20 protein-coding genes are annotated in these 25,517 nt (G+C 65.7%); 15 read left to right on the top strand and 5 right to left on the bottom strand.

The window, feature by feature from the left end; genetic code table 11:
- Nucleotides 1–22 precede the first annotated feature (22 nt).
- Both AC3WMU_RS16440 and AC3WMU_RS16445 read left to right on the top strand, forming a co-directional pair.
- Entirely contained in the window at nucleotides 23–1,270 is a 1,248-nt protein-coding gene (locus AC3WMU_RS16440; protein ID WP_492282675.1) for an HlyD family secretion protein, read from the top strand.
- The gene (locus tag AC3WMU_RS16445; RefSeq protein WP_424625054.1) at nucleotides 1,267–3,441 is read left to right on the top strand and encodes a peptidase domain-containing ABC transporter; all 2,175 of its coding nucleotides are present in this window, start codon (nucleotides 1,267–1,269) and stop codon (nucleotides 3,439–3,441) included. Before AC3WMU_RS16440 ends, AC3WMU_RS16445 begins: the two co-directional genes overlap by 4 nt.
- On the opposite strand, the gene AC3WMU_RS16450 is transcribed toward AC3WMU_RS16445, so the two are convergent.
- The 3 genes from AC3WMU_RS16450 to AC3WMU_RS16460 form a co-directional block, all read right to left on the bottom strand.
- Nucleotides 3,380–4,015, bottom strand: a complete 636-nt coding sequence (locus tag AC3WMU_RS16450) for a response regulator transcription factor (RefSeq protein ID WP_280026437.1) — start codon at nucleotides 4,013–4,015, stop codon at nucleotides 3,380–3,382. The genes AC3WMU_RS16445 and AC3WMU_RS16450 overlap by 62 nt on opposite strands.
- A 126-nt stretch (nucleotides 4,016–4,141) precedes the next feature.
- Nucleotides 4,142–5,929, bottom strand: a complete 1,788-nt coding sequence (locus AC3WMU_RS16455) for a sensor histidine kinase (protein ID WP_280026438.1) — start codon at nucleotides 5,927–5,929, stop codon at nucleotides 4,142–4,144.
- A gap of 83 nt (nucleotides 5,930–6,012) precedes the next feature.
- On the bottom strand, nucleotides 6,013–6,696 hold the full coding sequence (locus AC3WMU_RS16460) for a LuxR C-terminal-related transcriptional regulator (protein WP_492282676.1): 684 nt from the start codon (nucleotides 6,694–6,696) through the stop codon (nucleotides 6,013–6,015).
- A gap of 228 nt (nucleotides 6,697–6,924) precedes the next feature.
- Here AC3WMU_RS16460 and AC3WMU_RS16465 point away from each other — a divergent pair, with 228 nt between their 5' ends.
- From AC3WMU_RS16465 to AC3WMU_RS16485, 5 genes are all read left to right on the top strand, one after another.
- Complete coding sequence (locus AC3WMU_RS16465) at nucleotides 6,925–8,784, top strand: methyl-accepting chemotaxis protein (RefSeq protein ID WP_006226532.1); 1,860 nt, start codon at nucleotides 6,925–6,927, stop codon at nucleotides 8,782–8,784.
- A gap of 109 nt (nucleotides 8,785–8,893) precedes the next feature.
- The gene (locus AC3WMU_RS16470) at nucleotides 8,894–9,703 is read left to right on the top strand and encodes an alpha/beta fold hydrolase (protein ID WP_492282677.1); all 810 of its coding nucleotides are present in this window, start codon (nucleotides 8,894–8,896) and stop codon (nucleotides 9,701–9,703) included.
- 91 nt (nucleotides 9,704–9,794) lie between these two features.
- On the top strand, nucleotides 9,795–11,369 hold the full coding sequence (locus tag AC3WMU_RS16475) for a hypothetical protein (RefSeq protein WP_492282678.1): 1,575 nt from the start codon (nucleotides 9,795–9,797) through the stop codon (nucleotides 11,367–11,369).
- Between the two features lie 37 nt (nucleotides 11,370–11,406).
- Complete coding sequence (gene uvrA, locus AC3WMU_RS16480) at nucleotides 11,407–13,938, top strand: excinuclease ABC subunit UvrA (protein ID WP_006226529.1); 2,532 nt, start codon at nucleotides 11,407–11,409, stop codon at nucleotides 13,936–13,938.
- Entirely contained in the window at nucleotides 13,935–14,384 is a 450-nt protein-coding gene (locus AC3WMU_RS16485; protein WP_006226528.1) for a GNAT family N-acetyltransferase, read from the top strand. Before uvrA ends, AC3WMU_RS16485 begins: the two co-directional genes overlap by 4 nt.
- A gap of 18 nt (nucleotides 14,385–14,402) precedes the next feature.
- Here the strand turns inward: AC3WMU_RS16485 and AC3WMU_RS16490 are convergent, their stop codons facing one another.
- A complete protein-coding gene (locus AC3WMU_RS16490) occupies nucleotides 14,403–15,179 on the bottom strand; it encodes a bestrophin-like domain (protein WP_006226527.1) in 777 nt (258 codons plus the stop codon).
- Nucleotides 15,180–15,321: 142 nt separating this feature from the next.
- On the opposite strand from AC3WMU_RS16490, the gene AC3WMU_RS16495 reads away from it, so the two are divergent.
- The gene (locus AC3WMU_RS16495) at nucleotides 15,322–16,371 is read left to right on the top strand and encodes an NADP(H)-dependent aldo-keto reductase (protein WP_006226526.1); all 1,050 of its coding nucleotides are present in this window, start codon (nucleotides 15,322–15,324) and stop codon (nucleotides 16,369–16,371) included.
- 26 nt (nucleotides 16,372–16,397) lie between these two features.
- Nucleotides 16,398–17,012, top strand: a complete 615-nt coding sequence (locus tag AC3WMU_RS16500) for a hypothetical protein (RefSeq protein ID WP_492282679.1) — start codon at nucleotides 16,398–16,400, stop codon at nucleotides 17,010–17,012.
- On the opposite strand, the gene AC3WMU_RS16505 is transcribed toward AC3WMU_RS16500, so the two are convergent.
- Nucleotides 17,009–17,818: a metallophosphoesterase gene (locus tag AC3WMU_RS16505; RefSeq protein ID WP_006226524.1), complete on the bottom strand. Its 810-nt coding sequence runs from the start codon at nucleotides 17,816–17,818 to the stop codon at nucleotides 17,009–17,011. The genes AC3WMU_RS16500 and AC3WMU_RS16505 overlap by 4 nt on opposite strands.
- 98 nt (nucleotides 17,819–17,916) lie before the next feature.
- On the opposite strand from AC3WMU_RS16505, the gene AC3WMU_RS16510 reads away from it, so the two are divergent.
- The 6 genes from AC3WMU_RS16510 (at nucleotide 17,917) to AC3WMU_RS16535 (ending at nucleotide 25,483) form a co-directional block, all read left to right on the top strand.
- Nucleotides 17,917–18,348: a lysozyme inhibitor LprI family protein gene (locus tag AC3WMU_RS16510; protein WP_006226523.1), complete on the top strand. Its 432-nt coding sequence runs from the start codon at nucleotides 17,917–17,919 to the stop codon at nucleotides 18,346–18,348.
- Nucleotides 18,345–18,995, top strand: coding sequence for a DNA-3-methyladenine glycosylase I (locus AC3WMU_RS16515; RefSeq protein ID WP_492282680.1), 651 nt, complete (start codon nucleotides 18,345–18,347; stop codon nucleotides 18,993–18,995). Before AC3WMU_RS16510 ends, AC3WMU_RS16515 begins: the two co-directional genes overlap by 4 nt.
- A gap of 148 nt (nucleotides 18,996–19,143) precedes the next feature.
- Nucleotides 19,144–21,765: an autotransporter family protein gene (locus AC3WMU_RS16520; RefSeq protein ID WP_280026447.1), complete on the top strand. Its 2,622-nt coding sequence runs from the start codon at nucleotides 19,144–19,146 to the stop codon at nucleotides 21,763–21,765.
- A 78-nt stretch (nucleotides 21,766–21,843) separates the two neighbouring features.
- A complete protein-coding gene (locus AC3WMU_RS16525; RefSeq protein ID WP_492282681.1) occupies nucleotides 21,844–22,833 on the top strand; it encodes a bifunctional helix-turn-helix transcriptional regulator/GNAT family N-acetyltransferase in 990 nt (329 codons plus the stop codon).
- A gap of 186 nt (nucleotides 22,834–23,019) precedes the next feature.
- Nucleotides 23,020–23,187 carry a hypothetical protein gene (locus AC3WMU_RS16530; protein ID WP_167390088.1) on the top strand — a complete coding sequence of 56 codons (168 nt, stop codon included), beginning with the start codon at nucleotides 23,020–23,022 and terminating at the stop codon, nucleotides 23,185–23,187.
- A 64-nt stretch (nucleotides 23,188–23,251) separates the two neighbouring features.
- Nucleotides 23,252–25,483 (top strand): phosphocholine-specific phospholipase C, encoded by a 2,232-nt coding sequence (locus tag AC3WMU_RS16535; RefSeq protein WP_006226519.1) that lies wholly within the window; start codon nucleotides 23,252–23,254, stop codon nucleotides 25,481–25,483.
- Nucleotides 25,484–25,517 lie beyond the last annotated feature (34 nt).

Consider the following 25,517-nt stretch of genomic DNA (forward strand, 5'->3'; position numbering starts at 1 on the left):
GATTATCTTCGGCCTCGATCCGATGTCGCTCTATCGCAAACAGGCGCTTGCCGCGCAACGCTCCGTCGGTCTGGGCGATATCGTGCTGATCAGGCCGGTGTCGTTCGCCCTGGTCACGTTCGTGTTGGGTGGCTTCGTGTTGGCGGTGTGCCTGTTCCTGGCGTTTGGCACCTATACCAAGCGCGCCACCGTCAGCGGCCAGCTTGCGCCGGACACGGGTCTGCTCAAACTATATGTGCCGCAGGCCGGGGTGGTGCTGGAGCGTCCGGTCCACGAGGGCCAGCACGTCAATGCGGGAGACGTGTTGTACGTGGTGTCGGGCGACCAGCAAAGCGCGCTGGGTGACACGCAAGAAGCCATCAGCGGGCAGATACGACAGCGCGAAGACAGCCTGCGCCTGGCTCGCCAGAAGACATTGCTGCTGCAGCAAAGCGAGCATGACACCCTGGCGGCGGGCATTGGCGGCTTGACGTCGCAACTGGCGGCGATAGACAGCCAGATCGCCGGCCAGCGCAGCCGGATCAAACTGGCCGAGGACAGCGCCCAGCGTTATCGGAATTTGATGGAAAAGGGCTATCTGTCGCCCGAAGAGTCCGACCAGAAGCGGGCCGAGCTGCTGGAGCAGCGAAACCAGTTGCAGGCCCTGCTGCGCGACCGCATCGGCATCGCCATGGACCTGTCCAACCGGAAAGCCACGCTGGCGGACCTGACCCTGCGCCAGCAGAACCAGCTGGCGCAGCTGGACCGCGACCTGGCCGGCGTGGCGGTGGACCTGACCCAGAGCGAAGCCAAGCGTCGCATCGTCGTCACGGCCCCGCAATCGGGCGTGCTGACCGCTGTGACGGCCGAGGTGGGGCAGGCGGTGGACACCCGGCGTCCGTTGGCCGCCATCGTGCCCGACGGCGCCAAGTTGCTGGTGGAGTTGCTGGCGCCCAGCCGCGCAGTGGGCTTCGTGGCGCCGGGCGATGCCGTGCTGATCCGCCTGGCCGCCTATCCGTACCAAACCTTCGGCCAGCAACGTGGGGTGGTTCAGACCGTGACGCGCAGCGCGTTGCCGGAAGGGCAGATGAACGACGGCACCGCGGCGCAGGACGATAAGGAATCGATGTACCGGATCACCGTGTCGCTGGAGACGCCCGCGCGCGGGCCGCAGGGCCAAACGCTGGCATTGCGGCCCGGCATGCGGCTGGATGCGGATTTGCTTCAGCAGACGCGCCCCTTGTACCAATGGGCGTTCGATCCTGCCTACCGATTGTCGGGGAAACTGTGACCATGCTTGAACGCCTGACGCTGGGCGTCAAACGGCGGGTGCCCCGGCTCCTGCAAACCGAGGCCGCTGAATGCGGCCTGGCCTGCGTGGGCATGGTGGCCGGTTTTCATGGGCACCATCAAAGCCTGGCCAGCCTGCGCGGCCGCTTTCCGGTGTCGCTCAAAGGCGCCACGCTGGCAACGCTGATCCACGTGGCTGGCCAGCTCGGGCTGGCGTCCAGGCCGGTCAAGGCAGGCCTGGGCGCGCTCAGCAAACTGAAGCTGCCCTGCATCCTGCATTGGGAATTCAACCACTTCGTGGTGCTGACCGACATCAATGCGCGGTCGGCCACGCTGATCGATCCGGCTTCGGGCATCCGCAAATGCACCATCAGCGAGCTGTCGGCGTCATACACCGGCGTGGCGTTGGAGCTTTGGCCCACGCCGGACTTCGTGACGGCCAACGAAAACAAGCCGGTCCGGCTGCGCGAACTGACGGGGCGCGTCACGGGGTTGGGGGCGGCGTTCTCGCAAGTGATGCTGCTGGCGCTGGCGCTGGAAGTGCTGACGGTGGTTCAGCCGTTCTTTCTGCAATGGGTCGTGGACCACGTGCTGAACACCGGTGACCGCGACTTGTTGACCACGTTGGCGCTGGCCTTCGGCCTGCTGATGGTGATGCTGCAGCTGACGTCGGTTGCGCGTAGCTGGATGCTGATGTTCATGGGCACGACGCTGAACCTGCAATGGCGCAGCAACGTTTTCACGCACCTGCTCCGGCTACCGGTCAGCTATTTCGAAAAGCGGCACCTGGGCGACATCGTGTCGCGCTTCGGCGCCATCGACACCATTCAGCGCACCGTCACCACGTCGTTTCTCGAGGCCCTGCTGGATGGCATTGTCATGGTGATCACGCTGGTGCTGATGTTCCTGTACAGCCCACCGCTGGCGTGGATCGCCGTGGGCGCCATGACGCTGTACGGCTTGGCGCGCTGGTCGGGCTATGCGTCGCTGCGCTATGCCACCGAAGAGCACATCATCCATGCTGCGAAAGAGCAGTCGCACTTTCTGGAAACGGTGCGCGGGGTCAAGGCCATCAAGCTGTTCCAGCATCAGAACGACCGGCGTTCGCGTTGGCTGGCGTTGCTGGTCAATGAAATCAACGCGGATCTGCGCGTGCAGAAATGGGCGCTGTTCTTTCGGACCTTCAACGGCCTGCTGTTCGGGCTGTCGTCGATCGCGATTCTGTGGCTGGGGGCGCGGCTGGTGCTGGACGGCCAGTTCACCGTGGGCGCCTTGCTGGCATTCATCGTCTATAAAACCTTGTTCGACAAGCGCGTGGCGGCGCTGCTGGACAAGTTCGTGGAAGTGAAGATGCTGCGGCTGCAAGGCGAGCGCCTGGCCGACATCGTGCGCGAGGCGCCGGAGCCCATCGACGAGATGCCGCGGGCGGACGGCGCCGTGACGCGCTCGCCGGCCATCGAAGTGCGCAATCTGCGCTTTCGCTACAGCCCTCAAGAGCCGTATGTGCTGGATGGCATCAGCCTGCGCATCGAGCCTGGCGAATCCGTCGCCATCACTGGGCCGTCCGGGGGGGGCAAGACGACCCTGATCAACATCCTGCTGGGCATCCTGACGCCGACCGAAGGCGAGGTGCTGGTCGATGGCGTGGCCGTGCGCGGGATGGGCGCGGCCGCCCTGCGCAGGATGGCCGGCACCGTGTTGCAGGACGACGTGCTGTTCGCCGGGTCCATCGGCGAGAACATCAGTTTCTTCGACCCGCAGTACGATCCCGACCGCGCCAGGGAGTGCGCGGAAATCGCCGCCATCCACGACGACATCTGCGCGATGCCCATGGGCTACAACACGTTAGTGGGCGACATGGGAACGGTGCTGTCCGGCGGGCAGAAGCAACGCGTGTTGCTTGCGCGCGCGCTGTACAAGCAGCCGGCGATGCTGTTCCTGGACGAGGCAACAAGCCATCTGGACATCACGCGGGAACGGGTGGTCAACATGGCCATCTCCCGCCTGAACATGACGCGGGTGATCGTGGCGCACCGGCCCGACACCATCGCCGCGGCGGGACGCGAAATCGCGCTCGCAGGCGGCAAGATCGCCTCGGACGGCGGTGCGCTCAGGTCGGCTTGCCGAACACGCCGCCGCGCCGAGCCACAAGTGTCGCCTGTGTTCGATTAAGCACGCCCAGCGTGGCCAGGATGGCCGACACATGCGTCTTGACGGTCTTCTCCGTCATGTTCAGCCGTTCGGATATTTCCTTGTTGCGCAGGCCATCGCAGATCAGCCGCAAGACTTCGCTTTGCCGCGGCGTCAGGGTGCGCAACAGGGCGGCGTCATCAGGCGAACGCGGCGGCGTGCCTCCGGCATACGGCGTGCGAGGCGCATCCGCCGCATTGATCGCTTCCAGCGCGGCGGTCAGCGCCTGGCAACTGGCGGATTTGTTCAGGAACCCCCGCGCGCCGGCCTCCATGGCGCGGCGTTCGTCATCGGGATCTTGCGAGGCGGATAGCACTAGCACCCGCAGTTGCGCACGTCGCTGGCGCAGGCGCTTCAAGAGCTCCGCACCGGCCATGTCCGGCAGGTAGTAATCCATGATGACGTTGCCGATGTCGGCATGGCGGTCCAGGAGCGCCAGGGCCTCCTGGCCGCTGGCGGCGGGGTGCACCGCCAGCGCGGGCATGGCGTGCGCCAGCGCCATGACCAGTGCCTCGCGGAACATGGCGTGGTCGTCGATAAGCAGTACGGCGTTCATTCGACGTCTCCGTCCGAGGGGTTTTCTGCCGCGTCTTGCAGCAGGGCGGCCAGATCGGATCGTTGTATTCCTCGCGCAGGATGGGCCTGTACCGGGAGGACCCCCGGTTCGGAATGTGGGCGGATTTTAGACCGATTGCGCCGCGGCGGGGCGCAATTGCAGCACCGCGGTCAACACGGTTTTGCCCGGTGCGGACGAGATGTCCAGCGTCCCTTGCACGCGGGCGATGCGGGCGTACATGCTGCGCATGCCCACGCTGACACCGGCCTGCCGCACCGCCGCCACGTCGAAGCCGGCGCCGTCGTCTTCGATCCGCAGTTGCAACTGGTCGGGCTGCGGCTGCTGCAGTTGCAGCCGCACGCGGCGCGCGCGGCTGTGTTTGACCACATTGGTCAGCGCTTCCTCTACCAGCCGGGTCAGCGCCAGGCATTGCAAGGGGGAGGGAGGCGTGGTCCATTGCGGCGGGAATTGCCAGCTGGAATCCAGGTCCAGTTCGTCGAACAACTGCACGAAGCGGTGGCGCAGCGGGGCAGCCCACTCTGGAGGCGTCTCCGGGACTTTGACGCCCGCGCTGGAGCCGCTGTCGATCGTTTGGCGCAGGTCGTCGCGCAGCAGTTTCAGCATGGACAGGAATTGCTGGCCCTGCAGCGGGGCCTTGGCCTGTTCCACCATGGCCATCATGCGCACCAGCGATCCGCCCAGCCCGTCATGCAGGTCGTGCGCGATCTGCAAGCGTTCCTGCAGCCGGGTGTTGCTCATGGCCAGCGCGTGCTCGCGCTCCAGGGTGGTGGCCAATTCCGTGCGCGCCTCTGCGATGCCGTCGGCCAGCTCGTGGTTGAAGCGTTCAATGCGGCGCACGTTGCGCGCATGGCGTAAACCCAGGATCGCGGACATGCAGAGGGTGACGGCGATGCTGGAGAACGAGGTGTAGGTGGGCCCGGGACCGATCAGTTTCATCAGCCGCAGCAGATCGTGGATGATGACCACAAAGACGATCAGCAGGCAGGCCGCCAGCATGCGTTGTTCGGGTCGCCGGGTACGCCACGCATGCGCGCAGAACTGCAGGCAATTGGCGAGGAAAATGCCGGCGCTGCCCAATACGGCGGCGCGCTGCGCTTGGGGCAACGCGGTATCCGGCGTGATCGCCAGCATGGCCAGCATCGCGGCCGCAACTGCCCACAGCACGCGTTCGGTGCGCGGCAGAAGCCGTTCGCTGAAACGCCAGGTGAACAGGCAGAAGCAGGCCGTATACAGCACCAGCGCCATGGAATTGGCCCGGGCCGCCATCAATGTGGTGGCGAACGGCCAGGGGCTGGTCGCCAGCACGTTGGCGATGAACAGCACCCAGAACAGCGCCATGAGCGCGTACCAGCCGTAGGTGGTCTGTTCGCGGCGGACGATCCAGATGCAGAAGAACAGGGCGCCCAGGACAGCGGAGATGATCAGGTTCAGGACGTAAAGGGTGCGGTTGTTCCACCACAGGTCTTCCTGGAGCGCCTGCATGGCCTGCGCGGCGCCCAGGTGTACCGGACCCAGGCCGGGCGTCTGCTGCGACACGCCGACCACGCGCAGCCAGAGGGTGTTCACGCCGTCACGCAGCAGGGCTTCGGGCAGGCGCCAGTAGCGCGGCAGGTTCCAGCTGCGCGACAGGGGTTCGGTCAGGTGCGCATCGCGCCAGATCCGTTCGTCGTTGATGAAGACTTCGCCGGCCATGACTACGGATTCCAGCGTCAGGCCCACCGATCCGCTTTGGCCATCCGGGCATTGGCGTTGCCAGTCGATGCGGTACCAGACCGTGCCGCTGTAGTCCGGCCATCGCTTGCTCCAGTCGTCGGGCAGCGTGACTGGCTGCCAGGGCGATGCGTCAGGCCGGGTGCCGTCGGCCGCGCCCTGGGCGGCTGTGATGGACAGCAATTGGACCGTGCAGGCCGTAGGCGTCGCAGGCGCGGAGAGCGCCGGTGCCGCGAACAGCGCCAGCCAGCACGCAAACAGCCATCTCAGGTCAGCAAGCCGCGCGAGCGCGCGGCATGGACCGCCCGCGTACGCGAGGAGACGGCCAGTTTGCGGTAGATGTGCTTGATGTGGCATTCGACGGTATAGCGCGACAGGAACAACTGCTCGGCGATTTCGCGATTGGCAAGCCCCTCGGCCACCAGGCGAAGGATCTGGCTTTCGCGGGGGCTTAGTATCTCACCGCTTGCCGTGTCGGGTTGCTCCGTGGGCCGGGGGCGCAATTCGTCGATGATGCGGCGGGCCACAAAGGGGTCTATCGGCGCGCCGCCACGCAGCACGCTGCGCAACGACAGCGAGACCTCCAGGTCGTCGCGTTCCTTCAGCACATAGCCCGTGGCGCCGGCCCGCAGGGCAGCCAGGATCGCGTCTTCCGTGCACCAGGCGGAAATCACCAGGATGGCCAGGCCGGGATCGGCCGCGTGCATCTCGGCGATCAGATCGATGCCGCTGCCGTCCGGCAGGCCCAGGTCCACCAGCGCCAGGGCGACCGGCTGGTTGGCCAGACAGGCGCGCGCCTCGGCCAAGGATCCGGCATGCACCAGCGCGTCGGGCTGATAGCCCAGTTGCAGCAGCAGGCCCTCCAGCCGCCGGCGGACCAGCGGTTCGTCTTCCACCAGCAGCACCGGGGCGGGCAGGGTGAGCTCGGGAGTTTGCGAGGTGGCGGACATAGGTGCGGGGGGAGGGAAGACTGGGAAAGGCAGGATTGCCCGATTCTAATTGTGAGGGGGCGGGTGCCAGGGCGGCTATCCCTGGAAACAGGTAATTGACGAAAATTCAAGGGTTTACCCCTAAAGTCCCGACCCGGCATGCCGTAAGTCCATGGTGGCTGCCGGTTTTCGCCAGCGGGCCGCAGACCCGTGTCCTCCGATATGGGAAATGGCTGAAAAAAGGCAGGCATGAAAATTACCTCGTTGCGCAACCGTATCTTGTTGATTACTTGCTTTACCGTTGTGGGTGCCCTGGTCCTCTCCGGGATCACCACCTACCAGATCGTCCGCAGCAACATGATGGCGACGATCTCGGGCAACCTGGATGCCATTGCCGCCGGCAATGCCAGCGCCATCGAACGCTGGTCCGAGGACAAGGCCCAGGCGGTCGTCGCGACCGCCGCCGTGGTGGAAAAGGGCGATCCGCGCGGCCTGACCAAATTGATGGGCGAAACGAACGGCTTCCCCATTTCCACCATCGGCTGGTCGGACAAGACTTTTTTCTCGACCACGCAGGTGGCGGCTGACTATGACCCCACGGCGCGTCCCTGGTACAAGAGCGCGGTGGCGGCCGGCAAGCTGACGGTCACCAAACCCTATGGCGACTCGGGCACCGGCAAGCTCTACGTGGCGTTCACCACGCCGATGATCCGCGGCGGCCAGACGACGGGCGTACTGAGCGGCGCGGTGCCGCTGGACGGCATCCAGAGCATCATCCGCGCAATCCGTCCCACCCCGTCCAGCCTGGCCTTCGTGGTGGCGACCGACGGGCAGGTCATTGCGCACGTGAACGACAAGCTGGCGCTCAAACCGTCCACCGACGTGGCGCCCGAACTGACGCCCGCCGCGCTGTCGGCCATGTCGCGCGACGGCGCCGAGCCCCTTGCGGTCAACCTGGACGGGGTGCCGAAGCTGCTGAAGGTCCGCCGCATTCCGGGCACGGACTGGTCGCTGGCAATCGCGCTGGACAGCGCCGAGGCCACCGCCGGCCTGACGCAGGTGCTCAACGCCACGCTGATCTCGCTGGTGGTGCTGACGCTGTTGGCAGTCGGGATCGCCAGCGTGGTGACGTCCCGCGCCTTCAAGCGCCTGTCGGCCGTACGCGACGCAATGGACACTATCGGTTCGGGCGACGGCGACATGACGCATCGCCTGGAGGTCGTGGGCCATGACGAGGTGGCGCAGATCTCGTCGTCGTTCAACGCGTTTGTCGACAAGATAAGCACCGTGATGCTGGATGTGCGCACGGGCGTGCATTCGATGTCGGCCGCAACCCGCGAAATCGACATGGGTAACCGCGATCTTTCGCAGCGCACCGAGACTTCGGCGGGCTCCTTGCAGGAAACGTCATCGGCGCTCACGCAACTGACTTCCAGCGTGCGTCAGACGGAAGAGGCCGCGGAACACGCCACGCGCCTGGCCACGGAAGCCAGTTCGGCGGCCGAGCGCGGCGGGCTGGTCGTCACCGACGCGGTGACGACGATGAGCGCGATTTCGCAGTCGTCGCAGCGCATCACGGAAATCATCAGCGTGATCGACGGCATCGCCTTCCAGACCAACATCCTGGCGCTGAACGCGGCCGTGGAAGCGGCGCGTGCCGGCGAGCAAGGCCGCGGCTTTGCCGTGGTGGCAGGCGAAGTCCGCACCCTGGCGCAACGCAGCGCGGCGTCGGCGCAGGAAATCCGGACCCTGATCCAGGCGTCGGTCGAGAACGTCAAGAGCGGCACCGAACGCGTGCAGGCCGCCGGTTCGACCATGAGCGAGATCGTTGAAGGCATTTCGCGCGTGCAGCGCCTGGTGACCGAGATCCACGGCGCGATGACCGAGCAAAGCGTCGGCATCAGCCAGATCGACCGCAGCGTGGCGGACATGGACCAGGCGACGCAGCAGAATGCCGCGCTGGTCGAAGAGTCCGCCGCGGCCTCGGCCATGCTCAGCGATCAGGCGCGCGTGCTGGCCGATACGGTGGCGCTGTTCAAGCTGCGGGGCGACGCCCACGGCTCGGCGCCTCGGATGCTGGCCTTGCCGCAGGCCGCACCGGCCTACTAACGCCGGCCCTCGGCGCCCCTCTCGGCCCGCCTTGGCAAGCGGGCGGGAGTTGCCTGTCAGCCCGGTTGGCCGCAGAATCTGCGAAGCCCAAGGACTGAACAGAGGACTCATGATGGTTGAGCACGCCGCGCCCGCGCCAGAAAGTTGCCAGATCCCCACCGCACAGGGGCGGATCCACGCCCGGCAATGGCCGGGCGGGGCCGATGCGCAGGTTGGCGCGCCCATCGTCCTGCTGCACGACTCGCTGGGATGCGTGGACCTGTGGCGCGATTTCCCGGCCAAGCTTGCCCAGGCCACGGGGCGGGCGGTCATCGCCTACGACCGGTTGGGCTTCGGTCAGTCGGACCCGCACCCCGGCCGCCTGCAGGCGGATTTTGTCGGCAATGAGGCGAGCGACGCCTTCGCCGCGCTGGCGGCGCATTTCAAGTTGACCGGCTTCATTGCATTCGGCCATAGCGTCGGGGGTGGAATGGCCGTGTCGATCGCCGCGGCCTATCCCGGCCGCTGCATCGGCGTCATCACCGAATCCGCCCAGGAATTCGTCGAAGACCGCACCCTGGAAGGCATCCGTGTGGCCGGCGAGCAATTCAAGGACCCGGCGCAACTGGACCGCTTGAAGCGCTATCACGGCGAGAAGGCGCAATGGGTGTTGGACGCCTGGGTCCAGACCTGGCAATCCCCCGAATTCGCCGACTGGAACCTGGACGCGGTTTTGCCCCAAGTTACCGTGCCGCTTCTGGCCATCCATGGCGAAAACGACGAATACGGTTCCATGCGCCATCCCGAAAAACTGGTGGCGCTGGCCGGCGGCCCGGCAGACATGCTGCCCATGCCTGGCTGCGGCCACGTGCCGCACCGCGAGCGCGAAGACGCGGTGCTGGACGCGGTGCGGAGGTTCCTGACGCAGCAGGGCGTTTGAGGCGTTTGGGCCTCCCACTGCGCGCGGCCCTTAATTTTTCGGGCATCCTGCCGTTAGGACTGGGAGAAATCCCGATAAATCAGGGCAGGCCTTGCCCACGCGCTGGGACGACATCGCCACCATGACCCCCATCAGTTCATCCGGAGGGCTGCAGAGCGCCCTCCCGTTCAATACCGCCAGCACCGTCGTGCGTACGCCCGACGCCACGCTGGCGACCGTCACGTCCGCGTCGACCCGCGTCGCGCTGGGCCAGCCGGCATTGGCCGCCAATTCCACCGTCTATACGCAGACGGGCGCGATCGACGATCCCCTGTCGGCGTTGATGACCCGGAACGTGCGGACGGGCGCCGGCAACCCGTTCCAGGACCTGGGCGCGGCGTTGCTGGGTCGTTTCCGGACAGACGGCGGCAACTATGCCCAGTCGGTGACGGCGCCCGGCGTGCCGTCCCAAACCGGATCGGACAGCGCACTGCAATCCCGGTTGCGCCTGCAGGCCGACAATACGGTCTCATTGCGGATCGGCACGACGAGCGGGGCCAAGGTCGAGATTTCCTTGGCTCGGGGCCAGGAAGGCCTGGCGGTGCAGATCGACGTGACCGACGGCACGCTGACCGAGGACGAGCGCAATGCGATCGCGGCCTTGTCCGGCGCTTTCGAAGACGCGCTGGACGGACTGTCCCAGGTGCCGCCACGGCTGGATATCGCCGGTCTGGCGGATGTGGACGCCTCGGTCTTGTCGTCGGTGAATTTGCGCGCGGTCACCCGCGCCGATGGCGTCGCGGTGCAGACCATCGAATTCCAGGCTGACAGCGGGCAGCGGTCGGTGACCTACTCGGGGCCCGCTGGCGAGGTCAGCGTCAATGTCGACCTGAGCAAGCCTGCCACGTTCGGCACGGCCGAGCAGCAGGCGGCGGCGCTCAGCAAGGCTTTGCTGCAGTTCGACAGCGCACAGCGCCGTGGCAACGGCGACGAAGCGCTGATGGCCATGTTCAAGAGCGCCTTTTCGGCCGTGCATGGCAGTTATGGCGCGGCGTTGGCCGAACGGTCGCAGCCGGCAGGCACCGTCGTCCGCGTGCCGGCCTCGGAATCCCACCGGGCGCTGCTGTCAGGCCTGGCGGACTACTCGGCGTCGATCAAACAGGAATCCAAGAGCGGAAACCCCGCCCGTCTGGAAGAAGTCGACGGGTTCTCGATGCGGGTGTCGCAAAGCAGCAAGGTCACGGGGCGGGCAGGCTCCAATCTGGCGATCACCCAGGACCAGCAGTCCGCGCTTGACGCCAGCTTCCACAAGCCCTTGTCGCCGCACGAAACCCTGGCGCTGAGCACGGACAAGTCTTCCCAGAACTACCTCTACTACCAGGTCAAGGACGCAACCAGCAGCCGTACCGAACTGGCGTACGAGCGCGGCGGCTTGACCTCGGCGTCGGTGACGCACTCGCGCAACCTGTCCATGCAGATATCCAACTTCGTGGGCGGGGAGCGGGTGGAATACACCGTCATCCCCACGGTCGATACGGTCACGCACGATCTGCTGCCCATGTTGCGCGCGGCGCAGCTGGATGGCCAGGAAGAGGACAGCCGGCAGCCGCGCGACCAGACCGAGGCGATCCTGCGCCGTCGGTACCATGACCTGGCGAATTCGGTAGCAGCGTTGAATCAGGGGTAAATCGCCGCCGTTCGCGGCGTCCATTACTATTCCTGGCATGAGCCAGCGAAAGAACTCCGCCAAGCCGCGCGCCGACGCCTGCATCCGCGTCCGGGGCGCGCGCGAGCACAATCTGAAGAACGTGGATGTGGACATCCCGCGGGATGCGCTGGTGGTGTTCTCCGGCGTATCGGGGTCGGGAAAGTCGTCGCTGGCCTTCGGCACGCTGTACGCCGAAGCGCAGCGGCGCTACCTGGAGTCCCTGTCGCCCTACGCCCGGCGGCTGATCGACCAGGTCGGCGTGCCCGACGTGGACGCGATCGACGGCTTGCCTCCCGCCGTGGCGCTGCAACAGCAGCGCGGCACGGCAAACGTGCGTTCCACGGTAGGCAGCGTCACCACCCTGTCCAGCATGTTGCGCATGCTGTATTCGCGGGCCGGCACGTATCCGGCACGCCAGCCGATGCTGTACGCCGAGGATTTCTCGCCCAACACGCCGCAGGGGGCGTGCCCCAATTGCCATGGGCTGGGCTACGTGTACGACGTGACCGAGAAATCCATGGTGCCTGATCCGTCGCTGAGCATCCGGGAGCGCGCCATCGCGTCGTGGCCGCCGGCCTGGCACGGGCAGAACCTGCGCGACATCCTGGTCACGCTGGGATACGACGTGGACAAGCCGTGGCGTGACCTGCCCAAGAAGGCGCGCGACTGGATCCTGTACACGGATGAGCAGCCGACGGTGCCGGTCTACGCGGGCTTCACGCCCGCCGAAACCCGCGCCGCGCTGCGCCGCAAGCTGGAACCCAGCTATATGGGCACCTACACGGGGGCGCGGCGCTATGTGATGCATACGTTCGCCACCACGCAGAGCGCCATGATGAAAAAGCGCGTGGCGCGCTTCATGACCGGTGCGCCGTGCCCGGTGTGCGATGGCCGGCGCTTGAAGCGCGAAGCGCTGTCGGTCAAGTTCGCGGGGCTGGACATTGGCACGTTATCCCGGCTGCCGCTCACCCGCATCGCGCAGGTCCTGGCGCCGGCGGCCAGCGGGCACGCCGACGGGGCGGCGGCAGACGGTGCGCGCCACATCGTCGCGCAACGCATCGCCCGCGATCTCGTCGAACGCATCGGAACCTTGCAAGCCCTGGGCTTGGGGTATCTGGCGATGGACCGCTCCACGCCCACCCTCTCGCCCGGCGAGCTGCAGCGGCTGCGGCTGGCGACCCAGATCCGATCCAACCTGTTTGGCGTGGTGTATGTGCTGGACGAACCCTCTGCCGGCCTGCATCCGGCAGATGGGCAGGCGCTGCACCGCGCGCTGGACCAGTTGAAGGCGGCCGGCAACACGCTGTTCGTGGTGGAGCACGACCTGGACACGTTGCGCCGTGCCGACTGGCTGGTGGATGTGGGACCCGGCGCGGGGCAGCACGGCGGGCAGGTGCTGTATAGCGGCCCGCCCGAGGGGCTGCGCAAGGTCGGGGCGTCGCTGACAGCCCGGTATCTGTTCGACCGCGCAACCACGCCCCGCCGGACGCCGCGCGAGCCCTCGGCATGGCTGTCCTTGCGCGGTATCCACCGCAACAACCTGCATGGTCTGGATGTCCGCTTCCCGCTGGGCGCGTTTACGGCCGTCACGGGCGTGTCGGGCTCGGGGAAATCCAGCCTGGTCAGCCAGGCGCTGGTTGAACTGATCGGCGAACATCTGGGACATGAGCCCATCGTGGAAGAGCCCGAGGGCGACCTGCCCCAACCCGATACGCTGCCGCGCACGACAGGCCGCATCCACGCCGGCGCCGATGCCATCAAGCGGCTGGTGAACGTGGACCAGAAGCCCATCGGCCGCACGCCGCGCTCCAATCTGGCAACCTACACGGGCCTGTTCGACCACGTCCGTAAACTCTTCGCCGCGACCCGAATGGCCAAGTCCCGCCGATACGGCGCGGGCCGTTTCTCGTTCAACGTGGCCCAAGGCCGCTGCGAGACCTGCGAGGGCGAGGGTTTTGTCCATATCGAACTGCTGTTCATGCCCAGCGTTTATGCGCCATGTCCCACTTGCCATGGCAGCCGCTACAACGCGAAGACGCTGGAAATTGAATGGAATGGCCGCAACATTGCCCAGGTGCTGGCGATGACGGTTGACGAGGCGCATGCTTTCTTCCAGGATGAACCCGTGGTGCAACGCCCCTTGGCGCTGCTGCACGAGATCGGCCTGGGCTATCTGCGCCTGGGGCAGCCGGCGACCGAGCTGTCCGGCGGCGAAGCGCAGCGCATCAAATTGGCCACCGAACTGCAGCGCAGCCAGCGCGGCAATACGCTCTACGTGCTGGATGAGCCCACCACGGGCCTGCACGCGGCGGATGTGGATAAGCTGATGGCGCAGTTGCACGGACTCGTGGACGCCGGCAATACCGTCGTGGTCGTCGAGCACGACCTGCGCGTGGTTGCGGGCAGCGACTGGATGATCGACGTCGGCCCGGGCGCGGGCGACGAAGGTGGCCACATCGTCGCCGAAGGCACGCCGCAGGCCGTCAGCGCGGCCGGCGTCGGGGTGACGGCGCCATTCCTCCAAAAACTGTTTCAAGAGTCTGTATGAGCCTTACCTACCGTTCTGCCATCCCTGAAGATGCCGCCGCCTGCATTGTGCTGCGTGGCTTGACCCGCGAGAACGCCGTGACCGCCGCCGAATTGGCTGACGCCGGGATCACGCAGGAGACCTGGGGCGCGGGGATCGAATCCGGGCTGTATCCGGGCGTGGTCGCGTTGGATGGCGACAAGTTGGCGGGCTACTGCTTTGGCCATCGCGACACCGGCGAAATCGTGGTGCTGGCATTGCTGCCCGAATACGAAGGGCAGGGTGTGGGCAAGACCGTCCTGGGCATGACGGCGGCCGACCTGCGCAAGCGCGGCTTTACTCGCTTGTTCCTGGGCTGCGCCGCCGACCCCGCCGTGCGGTCCTACGGCTTTTATCGCCATCTGGGATGGCGTTCAACGGGCACGTTCAATGCGGCGGGCGACGAGGTGCTGGAATTCCGCTTTTGATCCGGCGCGCCGTCGAGGCTATTGCTCGTGCTCCAGCGTCGTCTGCATCCGTTCCATGCTTTCCTGGCTGACCTGGATTACGCCGCTGCCCGGTTGGTCAATGTCAACGATGAACGTCAGCACCAGCGAAATCAAGGCGGCGAACAGGCCCGTCGACGTCAAGCGCCTGCGGCCGTGCAGGCCGGTGCCGTAGGCGATGAAGGCCACGGCGCCCGCGCTGACGATAAACAGCAGATAGAACACCGGCTCGGGCACGTGGTTCTCCAGAGCCACCCGGCGTTTTTCGTTGACCTGGGCCATCTCGTTGATCGCCTGGATGAACATGATCGTGGAGATCGCGGGCGGATTGTCGGCCGTGCTGGCCGCGATGCCGCGGATCTGCCGTTCGATGCGGCGCGTGGTGGCGTTGGCCGCGTCGAAGCGGGGCGCATCGTTCTCGGCGTCGTGCAGCTCCAGCGCGGCCTTCGTGTACTCAAGCAATAGCCGGGGAACCTGCTCGCGGGCCGAAGGCGCAATCAACTGAGAGCGCCAGTACGCGTTGCCGATGGCGTTGGCCTCTTCCAGCACCAGGTTCTTGCGCGCTTCGAAGCGCGTGACCGACATGGCGAAGGTGAAGCCCAGCAGCAAGGCCAACAGGCCGAGCAGGGCGGTCTGCAGGGCGGTGATGTGCGTCTTGTGGGATTCGTCGGCCGGCCGGCGTTGCGCGCGGCCCAGGCGAAAGCAGAGCTCGATGATGCCCAGGAAGACCAGGACGCCGATGAAAAACAGGTAGGATTCGTCGAAATTCCTGAGCATGGCGCCTCCCCTCGCGGACAGGCCAGCGTATGCGGATTGCGGTAAGGAGGCAAGTTGCCGGATGCCCGGGGTCTGTCAGCGAAACGCCAAGTTCTTGGGGTAAGGTGTCGGTTCCCCACTAAGACCCCGCACGGAGCAGAACTTGAAAACCCGCAAACTCGGCCGTACCGACCTGGATGTCAGCCTGATTGGATTGGGCACCATGACCTGGGGCGAACAGAACACCGAGGCCGAAGCGCATCAACAACTGGACTACGCGCTGTCGCGCGGCGTCAATCTGGTCGACGTGGCCGAGATGTATCCGGTGCCGCCCAAGCCCGAAACCCAAGGCCTGACCGAAACCTACATCGGCACCTGGCTGGCGCGCAGCAAGCGCCGCCAGGACATCGTGCTGGCCAGCAAAGTAGCCGGCCCGGTGCGTGACCCAAAGCGTCCCGGCCACATCCGCGACGGCAAGACCTTTCTTGACCGCAAGAACCTGACGGCCGCCCTCGACGCCAGCCTGAAGCGGCTGCAGACGGATTATCTGGACCTGTATCAGCTGCACTGGCCCGACCGCACCACCGCCACGTTCGGCCAACTGAACTATCCCTGGGTCGAAGACGACCACACCGTGCCGATCGAAGAAACCCTGTCGGTATTGCAGGATTTCGTGCGCGCCGGCAAGGTGCGCCACGTGGGCGTGTCCAATGAAACGCCGTGGGGCGTTTCCCAGTTCCTGCGCCACGCCGATACCCAGGACCTGCCGCGTATCGTATCGATCCAGAACGCATACAGCCTCTTGAACCGCGTTTTCGAGATCGGCCTGTCGGAATTCACACACCATGAAGGCGTGGGCCTTCTGGCCTACTCGCCGTTGGCGATGGGCATGCTTTGCGGCAAGTACCTGAACGGCGCCCGCCCGGAAGGCGCTCGCCTGACGCGCTATACGCGCTTCACGCGCTACAGCAATCCGCAGGCCGAGGCCGCCACCAGCGAATACGTGGCGCTTGCGCGTGAACACGGCGTGTCGCCTACGCACCTGGCGCTGGCCTGGGTGAACCAGCGTCCGTTCGTCACCAGCAATCTGATCGGTGCCACGACGCTTGAGCAACTGAAAGAGAACATCGACAGCGTCGACGTGACGCTGTCGCCCGACGTGCTCAAGGCGATCGACGAGATCCACGTGCGCCACCCGAACCCGGCGCCCTGATCCGGCTGCCGGTGGAGTCCGCCTTCATGACACGTATCCGCGTATCGCGACGGTTGCCCGCGCTTGCCATGGTCATGGCCATGACGGGTTGCGCATCGACGAGGCCTTACACGGAAGAGGTCTCGGCCCTGATGGTATCTTCGGACAGCAAGACCTTTGCGGTCTTGGGGCCGAAGTACCACTACCTGTTCCAGATGCCATCGTCGATGGCGCAGTCGTTGACGTCGGATTTCCGGACGCGGTTGACTGCCGTCATTCTGCGGGAATTCCACGTGGGCGCAGGCGGATACACCTGGGGTTATGTGCGGCTGCAGCTGGCGGACAACGCGACCGATCGCGACCGCCAGCAGGCTTATGCCATGCATTACAGCACCACGAAGGAAGGGCTGGTCTATTACACCTACCATCTTGAAGGCAAACGCTACGTGGCGCAGCCGGGCACGCCCAGCGCGGCGCAGGCCGGCGAAAGCCGGCAGACTGTGCTGGACAAGCCCTATCGCGTTACCGTGATGGATTCGCAAGGCAGCGCGGAAGCGATGAAACTGCTGTCGCCCGTCACCTTCCTGGCCGGCACGGGGTTCGTGGTGGCCAATCCCGCGGTGGTGCTCTTCGCGCTACCCATGGCCGGTCTCAAGCCCTAGGCGTTGATTTCCCACAGGCGATCAGGCGCGAAGTCCGCCTGCTCGCCCTTCTTGGCGTAACCCAAGGGGTTGGCCACGACGCGGCAGCCGTCCTTCAGATAATCGTGCGCGCAGTGCAGATGGCCGTGCATCCAGGTGTGCGCCAACGGCAGCAGGGCGTCCAGCGCGTTGCAAAAGCCCGCCGTGCCCGGCGACACACCGTAGCGGGGATCGGCGCTGGCCAGCGTGGGCGCGAAGTGCGTGATGGCCAGGGTCGGGCCGTCGAACGGCACGCGCAGCGCCGCGTCCAGCCAGGTTTGACAGGCCAGGCCCTGTTCACGCATCTGTTCGGCCATGAAGGGCGCGCCGTGGCGGCGCATCTCGGCCTTTTCCAGATAGAAGTCGGCCGCGCGAAAGGCTTTGGCGCGTTTGGTCAGTGCGACGCCGATACTGTCGCTGTCGGCCGCCAATGCATCGAAGTCCGTCCATAGCGTGGTGCCGATCAACCGCACGCCGTCGATGACGCAGGTTTCACGCTCCAGCCATTGGATATCCAACGCGTGGCACAGCTCGCGCAGCCGATCGTGCGCGTCATCGAAATCCAGGTTGTCGTACTCGTGGTTGCCGGGCACGAACACCACCGGCGTCGGCCAGCCGTTGCGTGGTGCGTAGCTGCCCAGGCCGAAGTCGGTGCCGGTCAACTTCGATCCCCGGCGGTAGGAGCCGATATCGCCGGCCAGCACCAACAGATCGGCGCCCGGAGCCGGGCGTGCCACGAAGGTCGGGTCGGATTCTAGATGCAGGTCGGAAAGCAATTGGATCTTCATGGCCGATATCTTAGGCGACAGGGCGACATGCGCGGTAACCCTTATCCATGCGACACTTTCCCATCAGTCTTTCCCGCTTACTACCCGGAGGAACGTTTATGCGTATCGTGACGGCCCTGGCGGCCGCGCTTGTCCTCGCGGCCAGCGCGCACGCGCAGCCGCAACCACAGACGCAACCGCAATTGATCAAATGCGGCAATGCCAGTACGCAGACCGATCTGAACCTGTGCGCCGATCAGGCCTACAGAAAGTCAGACGCCGAACTGAATGCGGCCTATCGGACCGTGACCGCACGCCTGAAAGACGATCAGACGACGTTGGCCAAGCTGCAGTCGGCACAGAAAGCGTGGTTGTTTTTCCGTGATGCGGAATGCGCTTTTTCGTCGGGCGGCACCACCGGTGGCAGCGCCTATCCGATGGTCTTGAGCCAGTGCCTGGACAAGCTGACGCAGACACGCACGAAGGAATTGCGCGCCTACCTCAAATGCGAGGAAGGCGACATGAGTTGTCCCGTGCCGGGCAAGCAATGACCTTGCCGGATGCCGCGGACGCCGCCAGCAAGGGCGGCCTGATCCTGGATGCGCAGGGCGCGTCGCGCTGCTTTTGGCAGCCGTCCATGCCTGACTATCACGACCATGAATGGGGGCGGCCGGTAGCGGATGACCGCCGCCTGTACGAAAAGATCTGCCTGGAAGGGTTTCAGGCGGGCATGGCCTGGATCACCATCCTGCGCAAGCGCGAGTCCTTTCGCGAGGCCTTCGACGATTTCGACTTCGAACGCGTGGCGCGCTACACCGAACAGGACGTCGAACGCTTGATGGGCAATCCGGGCATCGTGCGTAACCGCGCCAAGATCGTGTCCACCATCAACAACGCGCGCCGCGCGATGGCGCTTGCTGAGGAAACGGGTTCCCTGTCCGGCTGGCTCTGGCGGCACGAGCCGCCCGCCGCCGAGCGGCCAGCCACGATCGACCTGGACTACTGGAACCAGAACCCGACTTCTACCGCATCGGCAGCGTTGTCGCGCGCTTTGAAAAAGCGCGGCTGGACGTTCGTTGGCCCCACCACCATGTATGCCTTCATGCAGGCGGTCGGCATGGTCAATGACCACATGAGCGGCTGTATTTGCCGGCCGGTGATCGAGGCCGCCCGAGCCGATTTCGTGCGGCCGGCATAGTCTCCGGAACGCCAGGCGCGATGCTGCTCTGCAGCATTGATCCGACACGATTTTGTACATTTAATCAATTGCGGCAGCGTCCTGCATCCGCCAGTATTCAACCGAATTAATCCAGTTGAACCCTTGCAGCGGCACTCGGGAGCAGAGATTGATCGTCTCATCACGCCAGTTCCACCCGCAATGTTCCTCCTGTTTTCCCCGACTGGCGCAGCCCGCGTTATGGGCGCTGGTCCTAAGCCCAGCCCTGCTGCCGACCCTGGCCGCTGCCGCTTGCGCGCCCACGACGTCGCCGGGCTCCGGCCAGAGCGTGACCTGTACCGGGACCACCACCAACGGGTTCGTTGCTGCCGCCGCCGGCAGCCAGAACGTGACGATCACGGTGGCGCCTGGCGCCACCTTCGTCACCAATGCGCTGCGGGCATTCACGGTGGAAGACGCCAGCACCATCATCAACAACGGCACGATGAGTGTCCAGGGCGGACCCTCAGGCGCTTCGCGCGGGGTCATGGTGGGCTTCGGCAACAACAACACGCTGATCAACAACGGTTCCATTGTGGCCTCGGGCGTGTCGGTACGGGGCATCTCGGTGCCTAACCTGGGCAGCACGGGCACCAACGTCACCAACGCGGGCAGCATCGTCACATCAGGTTCCAGCGGGCATGGCATTGCCGTCAACGGGCCGGGCAATCGAGTGACCAATACCGGGTCCGTGGATGTCAGCGGCACGGACGCCAAGGGCGTCTACCTGCAAGGCGGCAGCGGGGCCGAGAACGTGCTGATCAACAGCGGTTCGATCCGCGCGTGGGGAGCCAGTTCCAACGGCATCGCCGGGGCCGACGGCGTGCACGTCAACACGACCAACGCTAACGGCTTTTTCTCGCGGGTGGAAAACCTGCCCGGCGGATCGATCATCGCCGACCATTCCTATGCCTATCGCGGCCAGAACGGCAACGATACGTTCATCAATTCGGGGTATGTCGAAGGATACGGGGGCGCGGCGGGCAACACGGCCATCTTCATGGGGCCGCAAGGTACGGGCACGCTGATCCTGCGCAGCGGTTCCGTGATCCGCGGGGTGGCGGACGCGGGCGGCGCCGCCAGCAACGCCTACCTGGAAGGCCAGGGCGTGGCCGACAACGTGTTCACCAATTTCCGCACGCTGACGATGCGCGGCGAGCAGTGGCGCTGGACATCCGACTCCACTTTCACCAACAGCATTTCGCTGCAGAGCGGCACGTTCTTTTTGACGGGAACCCTGGGCAGCCCGGCCAATTCGCTGGCCTCGGGCGCAATCCTGGCAGGCACCGGCACGTTGGCGGGGGCTTTGAGCAACGCAGGCGAAATCCGGCCGGGTCCCAATGATGGCGTGGGTTTCGGCGCGTTGACCGTACGCGGCAATTACGTGGGCGCAGGCGGTTCGCTGACCGTGAATACGCAGCTGGGCGACGATAATTCCCCTTCAGACCGCCTGGTCATCGACGGCGGGCAAGCCAGCGGCGCCACGCCCATCTCGGTCATCAACCGCGGTGGCGCAGGCGCGCTGACGACGGGCGACGGCATCGCTGTGGTGCAGGCGGTGAACGGCGCCACCACGACGGCAGGAGCCTTCTCGCTGGCCACGCCCTTGACGGCAGGCGCATACGACTATCACCTGTATCGCGGCGGCGCAGAAGGCGGAAACACCGACAGTTGGTTCCTGCGGTCGCGCGGGTATGTGGTGGACGGGCAAGTGGCCGGCAGCCTGCAGGAAGCCCAGGCCATCGCGGCTGAAATCGCCGCGCAAACAGGCGAGGCGCCGCCCTCCATCGCGGCCGTCAACCTGTACCGGCCTGAGGCGGCGCTCTACAGCGCCATACCCATGGTGGCGCGCCGGGTCAGCTTGACGCAGTTGTCCACCTTTCACGACCGCCAGGGCGATCAGGACCTGTTGCGCCGCGACGGCGCCAGGCTCTCAAGCTGGGCGCGAGGTTTTGGCGGAAGCTTCAAGCAGACGCTGGATGGCGATGCGCAGCCGGCGTTCGACGGGGACCTGACGGGTCTGCAGGTGGGCCAGGATCTCTACACCCACACGAATGCATCCAACACGCAGGATCGGCTTGGGCTGTTCGCCGGCTACACCCATGCGCGTGGCGACGTGGCGGGATCGGTGTCGGGCGTAAGCGGCGCTGGCGCCGGCCGGCTGACGGTAGACGGTTACAGCCTGGGCGGATACTGGACCCGCGTGGGTGCCGCAGGCTGGTATGTAGACACGGTGCTGATGAACACGTGGCTCGATATCGATACCGACTCCAAAGCGCAACGAAGCGCCAGCACCAACGGCTCGACGTTCACGGCCTCTGTCGAGACCGGCATGCCGTTCCCCGTGTCGCAGAACTGGAGCCTGGAACCGCAGGCACAGCTCCTGTACCAACGCACGCGGGTGGATGACTTCAATGACGATATCTCGCGCATCAGCCTCAGCAACGACAACGCGCTGACCGGCCGCATCGGCGGGCGCTTGCAGGGGGCGTACGAATCGGGGGGCACGCAATGGCGGCCGTACGTCCGGGCGAACCTGTGGCGCACCTTCAGCGGCACCAATCGCGTCGTGCTGGGCGACGACGGCGTGGATACCCCGCGCGGCAGCACGGCGGTCGAGCTGGCGTTGGGCGTCACGGCCCAGATGACGGACCGGCTGGGTTTCTACGGCAAGGTGGCTTATACGACGAGCGTCGATAGCGGCTACGTGCGCAGCACCACGGGGCAAGTGGGCGTGCGGTACGCCTGGTAGCAGGCGAAACGGGAAAAGCTTGAGTTGGTTGCGGTTCGCAAGTATATTGGTTGCGAACCGCAACCTATTGGGGCCGCCATGGATCTCATCGATTTTCCCTCCCAGTCCCGCGAACAGACCATTCGCGACCTGCGCGACTTTTCCCGCAAGCTGGTCCGCGAACTGGGCTTCATGCGCACCTCGCTGGCTGGCAGCGACCTGGCGCCCTCAGCGGTACACGCCATCATCGAAATCGGTTTGCAGCCGGGCATCCAGGCGCGAGACCTGGCGGGCATACTCAGGCTGGACAAGTCCAACACCAGCCGCCAGCTGGCCAAACTGGAATCCGCCGGATTGGTCACGCGGGAAACCGACACCGATGACGCGCGGTCTTCCCGGCTGGCGCTGACCGACGCAGGCCTGGCCCTGCGCGCGCGGATCGACCAGTTCGCCACCGACCAGGTGTCGCGCGCGCTGCGCCAGTTGGCGCCGGACGACCAGCAATCCCTGATCCGCTTCATGTCCTTGTACGCCGACGCGCTGTCTCGCGAGAATCCCAACGTGGCGTCCGGGGCGACAGCCGCCATCGGCGACCAGATCCACGAAGGCTATGTGCCGGGATGCATCGGCGACGTGGCCAGCCTGCACGCGCGCTATTACGCGCAGGCCTCGGGCTTCGGCGTGTATTTCGAACGCAAGGTGGCCACCGAACTGGGCGCGTTCGCCGAAGGCTTGCCCGCACAGGGCAAAGGCATGTGGCTATATGTGGACGGGGGCAGGGTGCTGGCCTCCATCGTGATCGACGGCGACCTGGCCAGCCGCCAGGCGCATCTGCGCTGGTTCATCGTGGACGAGTCGCTGCGCGGCATGGGCGTGGGCCGCGCGCTGCTTGAACGGGCGCTGGCATACGCCGACGCGCATTACGACGAGACGTACCTGTGGACCTTCAAGGGTCTGGACGCGGCCCGTCATTTGTACGAGGCGGCTGGTTTTGTCCTGACCGATGAATCGGAAGGCCGGCAATGGGGCAGCGTGGTGGTCGAACAGCGGTTCGTGCGCCGCGGTAGCGCACCCAACCGGCGGGCGTGACAACGGCGCGGTCGTCCTTTTTATTCTGGCGGCCGTATCTGCGCGAGCAGAAATACACCGATACATCACCGTCGCCGGGCGGGTCGTCCATTCACGGGGCTGTCACGTCGCGTTCCTAGACTCGCGGCGGTCATGCCGGCTGACAGCGGCATGAATGCCTGCCCCCCACCCTGGACCGATCTTCCCATGCCCCCCAAACGCCTAGCAAAGATGCTTGCGGCCACGTTGTTCGTGGCCGTTTCCCTGTCCGCCTGTGGCGGAGACGATAGCGACGACCCGCCCACGACCAATCCTGAGCCTCCCGTTACGGAGCAGCCCACGCCGCCCGCGCCGTTGCTGCGCTGCGCGCCGTGAGCCGCCGCGCGCCAACCCGCTTGGCCGTGTTTGTTCCTCTCCTCAACGACTCCGGATTCCGCCAATGACTTCCCGCCGTAATTTCCTACAGACCACCACGGGCGCAGGCTTTGCCGCCGCCGCGCTGGCCGCGTTCCCGCCCAGCATCCGCCGCGCGCTGGCCATCCCCGCCAACAACGTCACCGGCACCATCAAGGATGTTGAACACGTCATCATCCTGATGCAGGAGAACCGCTCCTTCGACCATTACTTCGGCACGCTCAAGGGCGTGCGCGGGTTCGGAGACCGCTTCACGATCCCGCTGGCCAACGGGCGCAAGGTCTGGCAGCAGGAACGCGCCAACGGCGCCGTGCTCACGCCCTACCATCTGGACGGCAGCGCCAACAACGCGCAGCGCGCCGATGGCGCCCATCACACATGGGTCGACAGCCAGGCCGCCTGGGACCATGGACGCATGACGCGATGGCCTGCCGAAAAAACCGATATCTCGATGGGTTACTTCAAAGAGCGCGAAATCCCGTTCCAGTTCGCGCTCGCCAATGCCTTCACCTTGTGCGATGCCTATCATTGTTCGATGCATACCGGCACCGACGCCAACCGCTCTTTCCATCTGACGGGCACCAACGGCGCCACGGCTGGTGGCGCATCGTTCGTCAACAATGAATGGGACTGGATCGACGGGCAGGCCTCGACGCAGAACCGCGGCTACACCTGGAAGACGTATGCCGAACGCCTGGAAGAGGCAGGCATCAGCTGGATTTCGTACCAGAACATGCCGGACGAATGGGGCGACAACATGCTGGGCGCGTTCCAGCAGTTCCGCCGCGCGAACGTGGCCTCGGGCTTCCCGGTATCCAGCGGCGGCGAGCCCGGCGTGCCGTATGCCAACACCGGGCAGGCGCTGCCCTACCATGCCTACGACGCGGCAAGCGACAACGCCCGCAATCCGCTTTACAAGGGCATCGCCAACACCTTGCCCGGCACTGCGCCCGAAAACTATCTGGACGCGTTCAAGCGCGACATCCGGGAAGGCAAGCTGCCGCAGGTCAGCTGGATGAATGCGCCTTCGATCTATTGTGAACACCCCGGCCCGTCCAGCCCCGTGCAAGGCGCGTGGTTCCTGCAGGAAGTGCTGGATGCGTTGACCGCCGTGCCGGAAGTCTGGAGCAAGACGGTGGTGCTGGTGAACTTCGACGAGAACGACGGCTACTTTGACCACGTGCCGTCGCCGTCGGCGCCGTCGCCTGACTCCGGCCTGGGCAAGGCGGGCAAATCCACCCTGAGCGATGCCGACATGGGGTTCGAGTATTTCTCGCATCCGGCGCCGGCAGGCAGCCGCACCCAGCCCGCCCCGGATGGCCGCGTTTATGGCCCCGGCCCGCGCGTGCCCTTGTTCGTGATTTCTCCGTGGAGCCGCGGAGGCTGGGTCAATTCGCAGGTCTTCGACCACACGTCGGTGCTGCGTTTCCTGGAGGCCCGATTCGGGGTGAACGAGCCCAACATCAGCCCGTTCCGCCGCGCGGTGTGTGGCGACCTCACCACCGCCTTCAACTTCCAGACGCCCAACACCGAAGCGTTCCCGACCCTGGCCGGCCGCAGCACGCGTAGCGCCGCTGACCAGTTGCGCACGGCGCAGGAAGCCTTGCCCGCGATGCCGTTGCCGACCGACGTGCAACTGCCCATCCAGGCCAGCGGCACGCGCCCGTCGCGCGCGCTGCCCTACGAACTGCATGTCAGCGCGCGCTGCAGCGCCGAGGGCATGGTAGAGCTGCTGTTCTCCAACACGGGCAAGCAGGCGGCCGTCTTCCACGTGTATGACCAGCTGAACCTGGCCCGAGTCCCGCGCCGCTATGTCGTGGAAGCGGAGAAGTCGCTCTCGGACACCTGGAATGCGTTCCAGGACAATCTTGGCCGTTACGACCTGTGGGTGCTGGGTCCCAACGGCCTGCATCGCCACTTCAAGGGCGACACCAACCGCATCGCCGACACCGACGTCGCGCCCGAGATCCGCGTCTGCTACGACATCGCCAATGGCGACGTCTATGCCGAGCTCATGAACACTGGCGCCAAGACCGCCGACTTCACTGTGACCGCCATGGCCTACCGCCAGGACGGCCCGTGGCGCGAGGCGGTGGCGGGCAAGGCGAAGGCGTCGTTGCACTGGTCGCTGGAAGGCAGCGCGCAGTGGTACGACTTCGCCGTCACCTGCGCAAGCGACCCCACGTACTACCGTCGCTTTGCGGGGCGGGTGGAGACCGGTAAGCACACGGTGAGTGATCCGGCGATGGGGGCATAGGTCGGATCGCACTGGAAGCCAAACCCGGGATCAC

The organism is Achromobacter sp. FW305-C-13 (genome assembly GCF_058783475.1).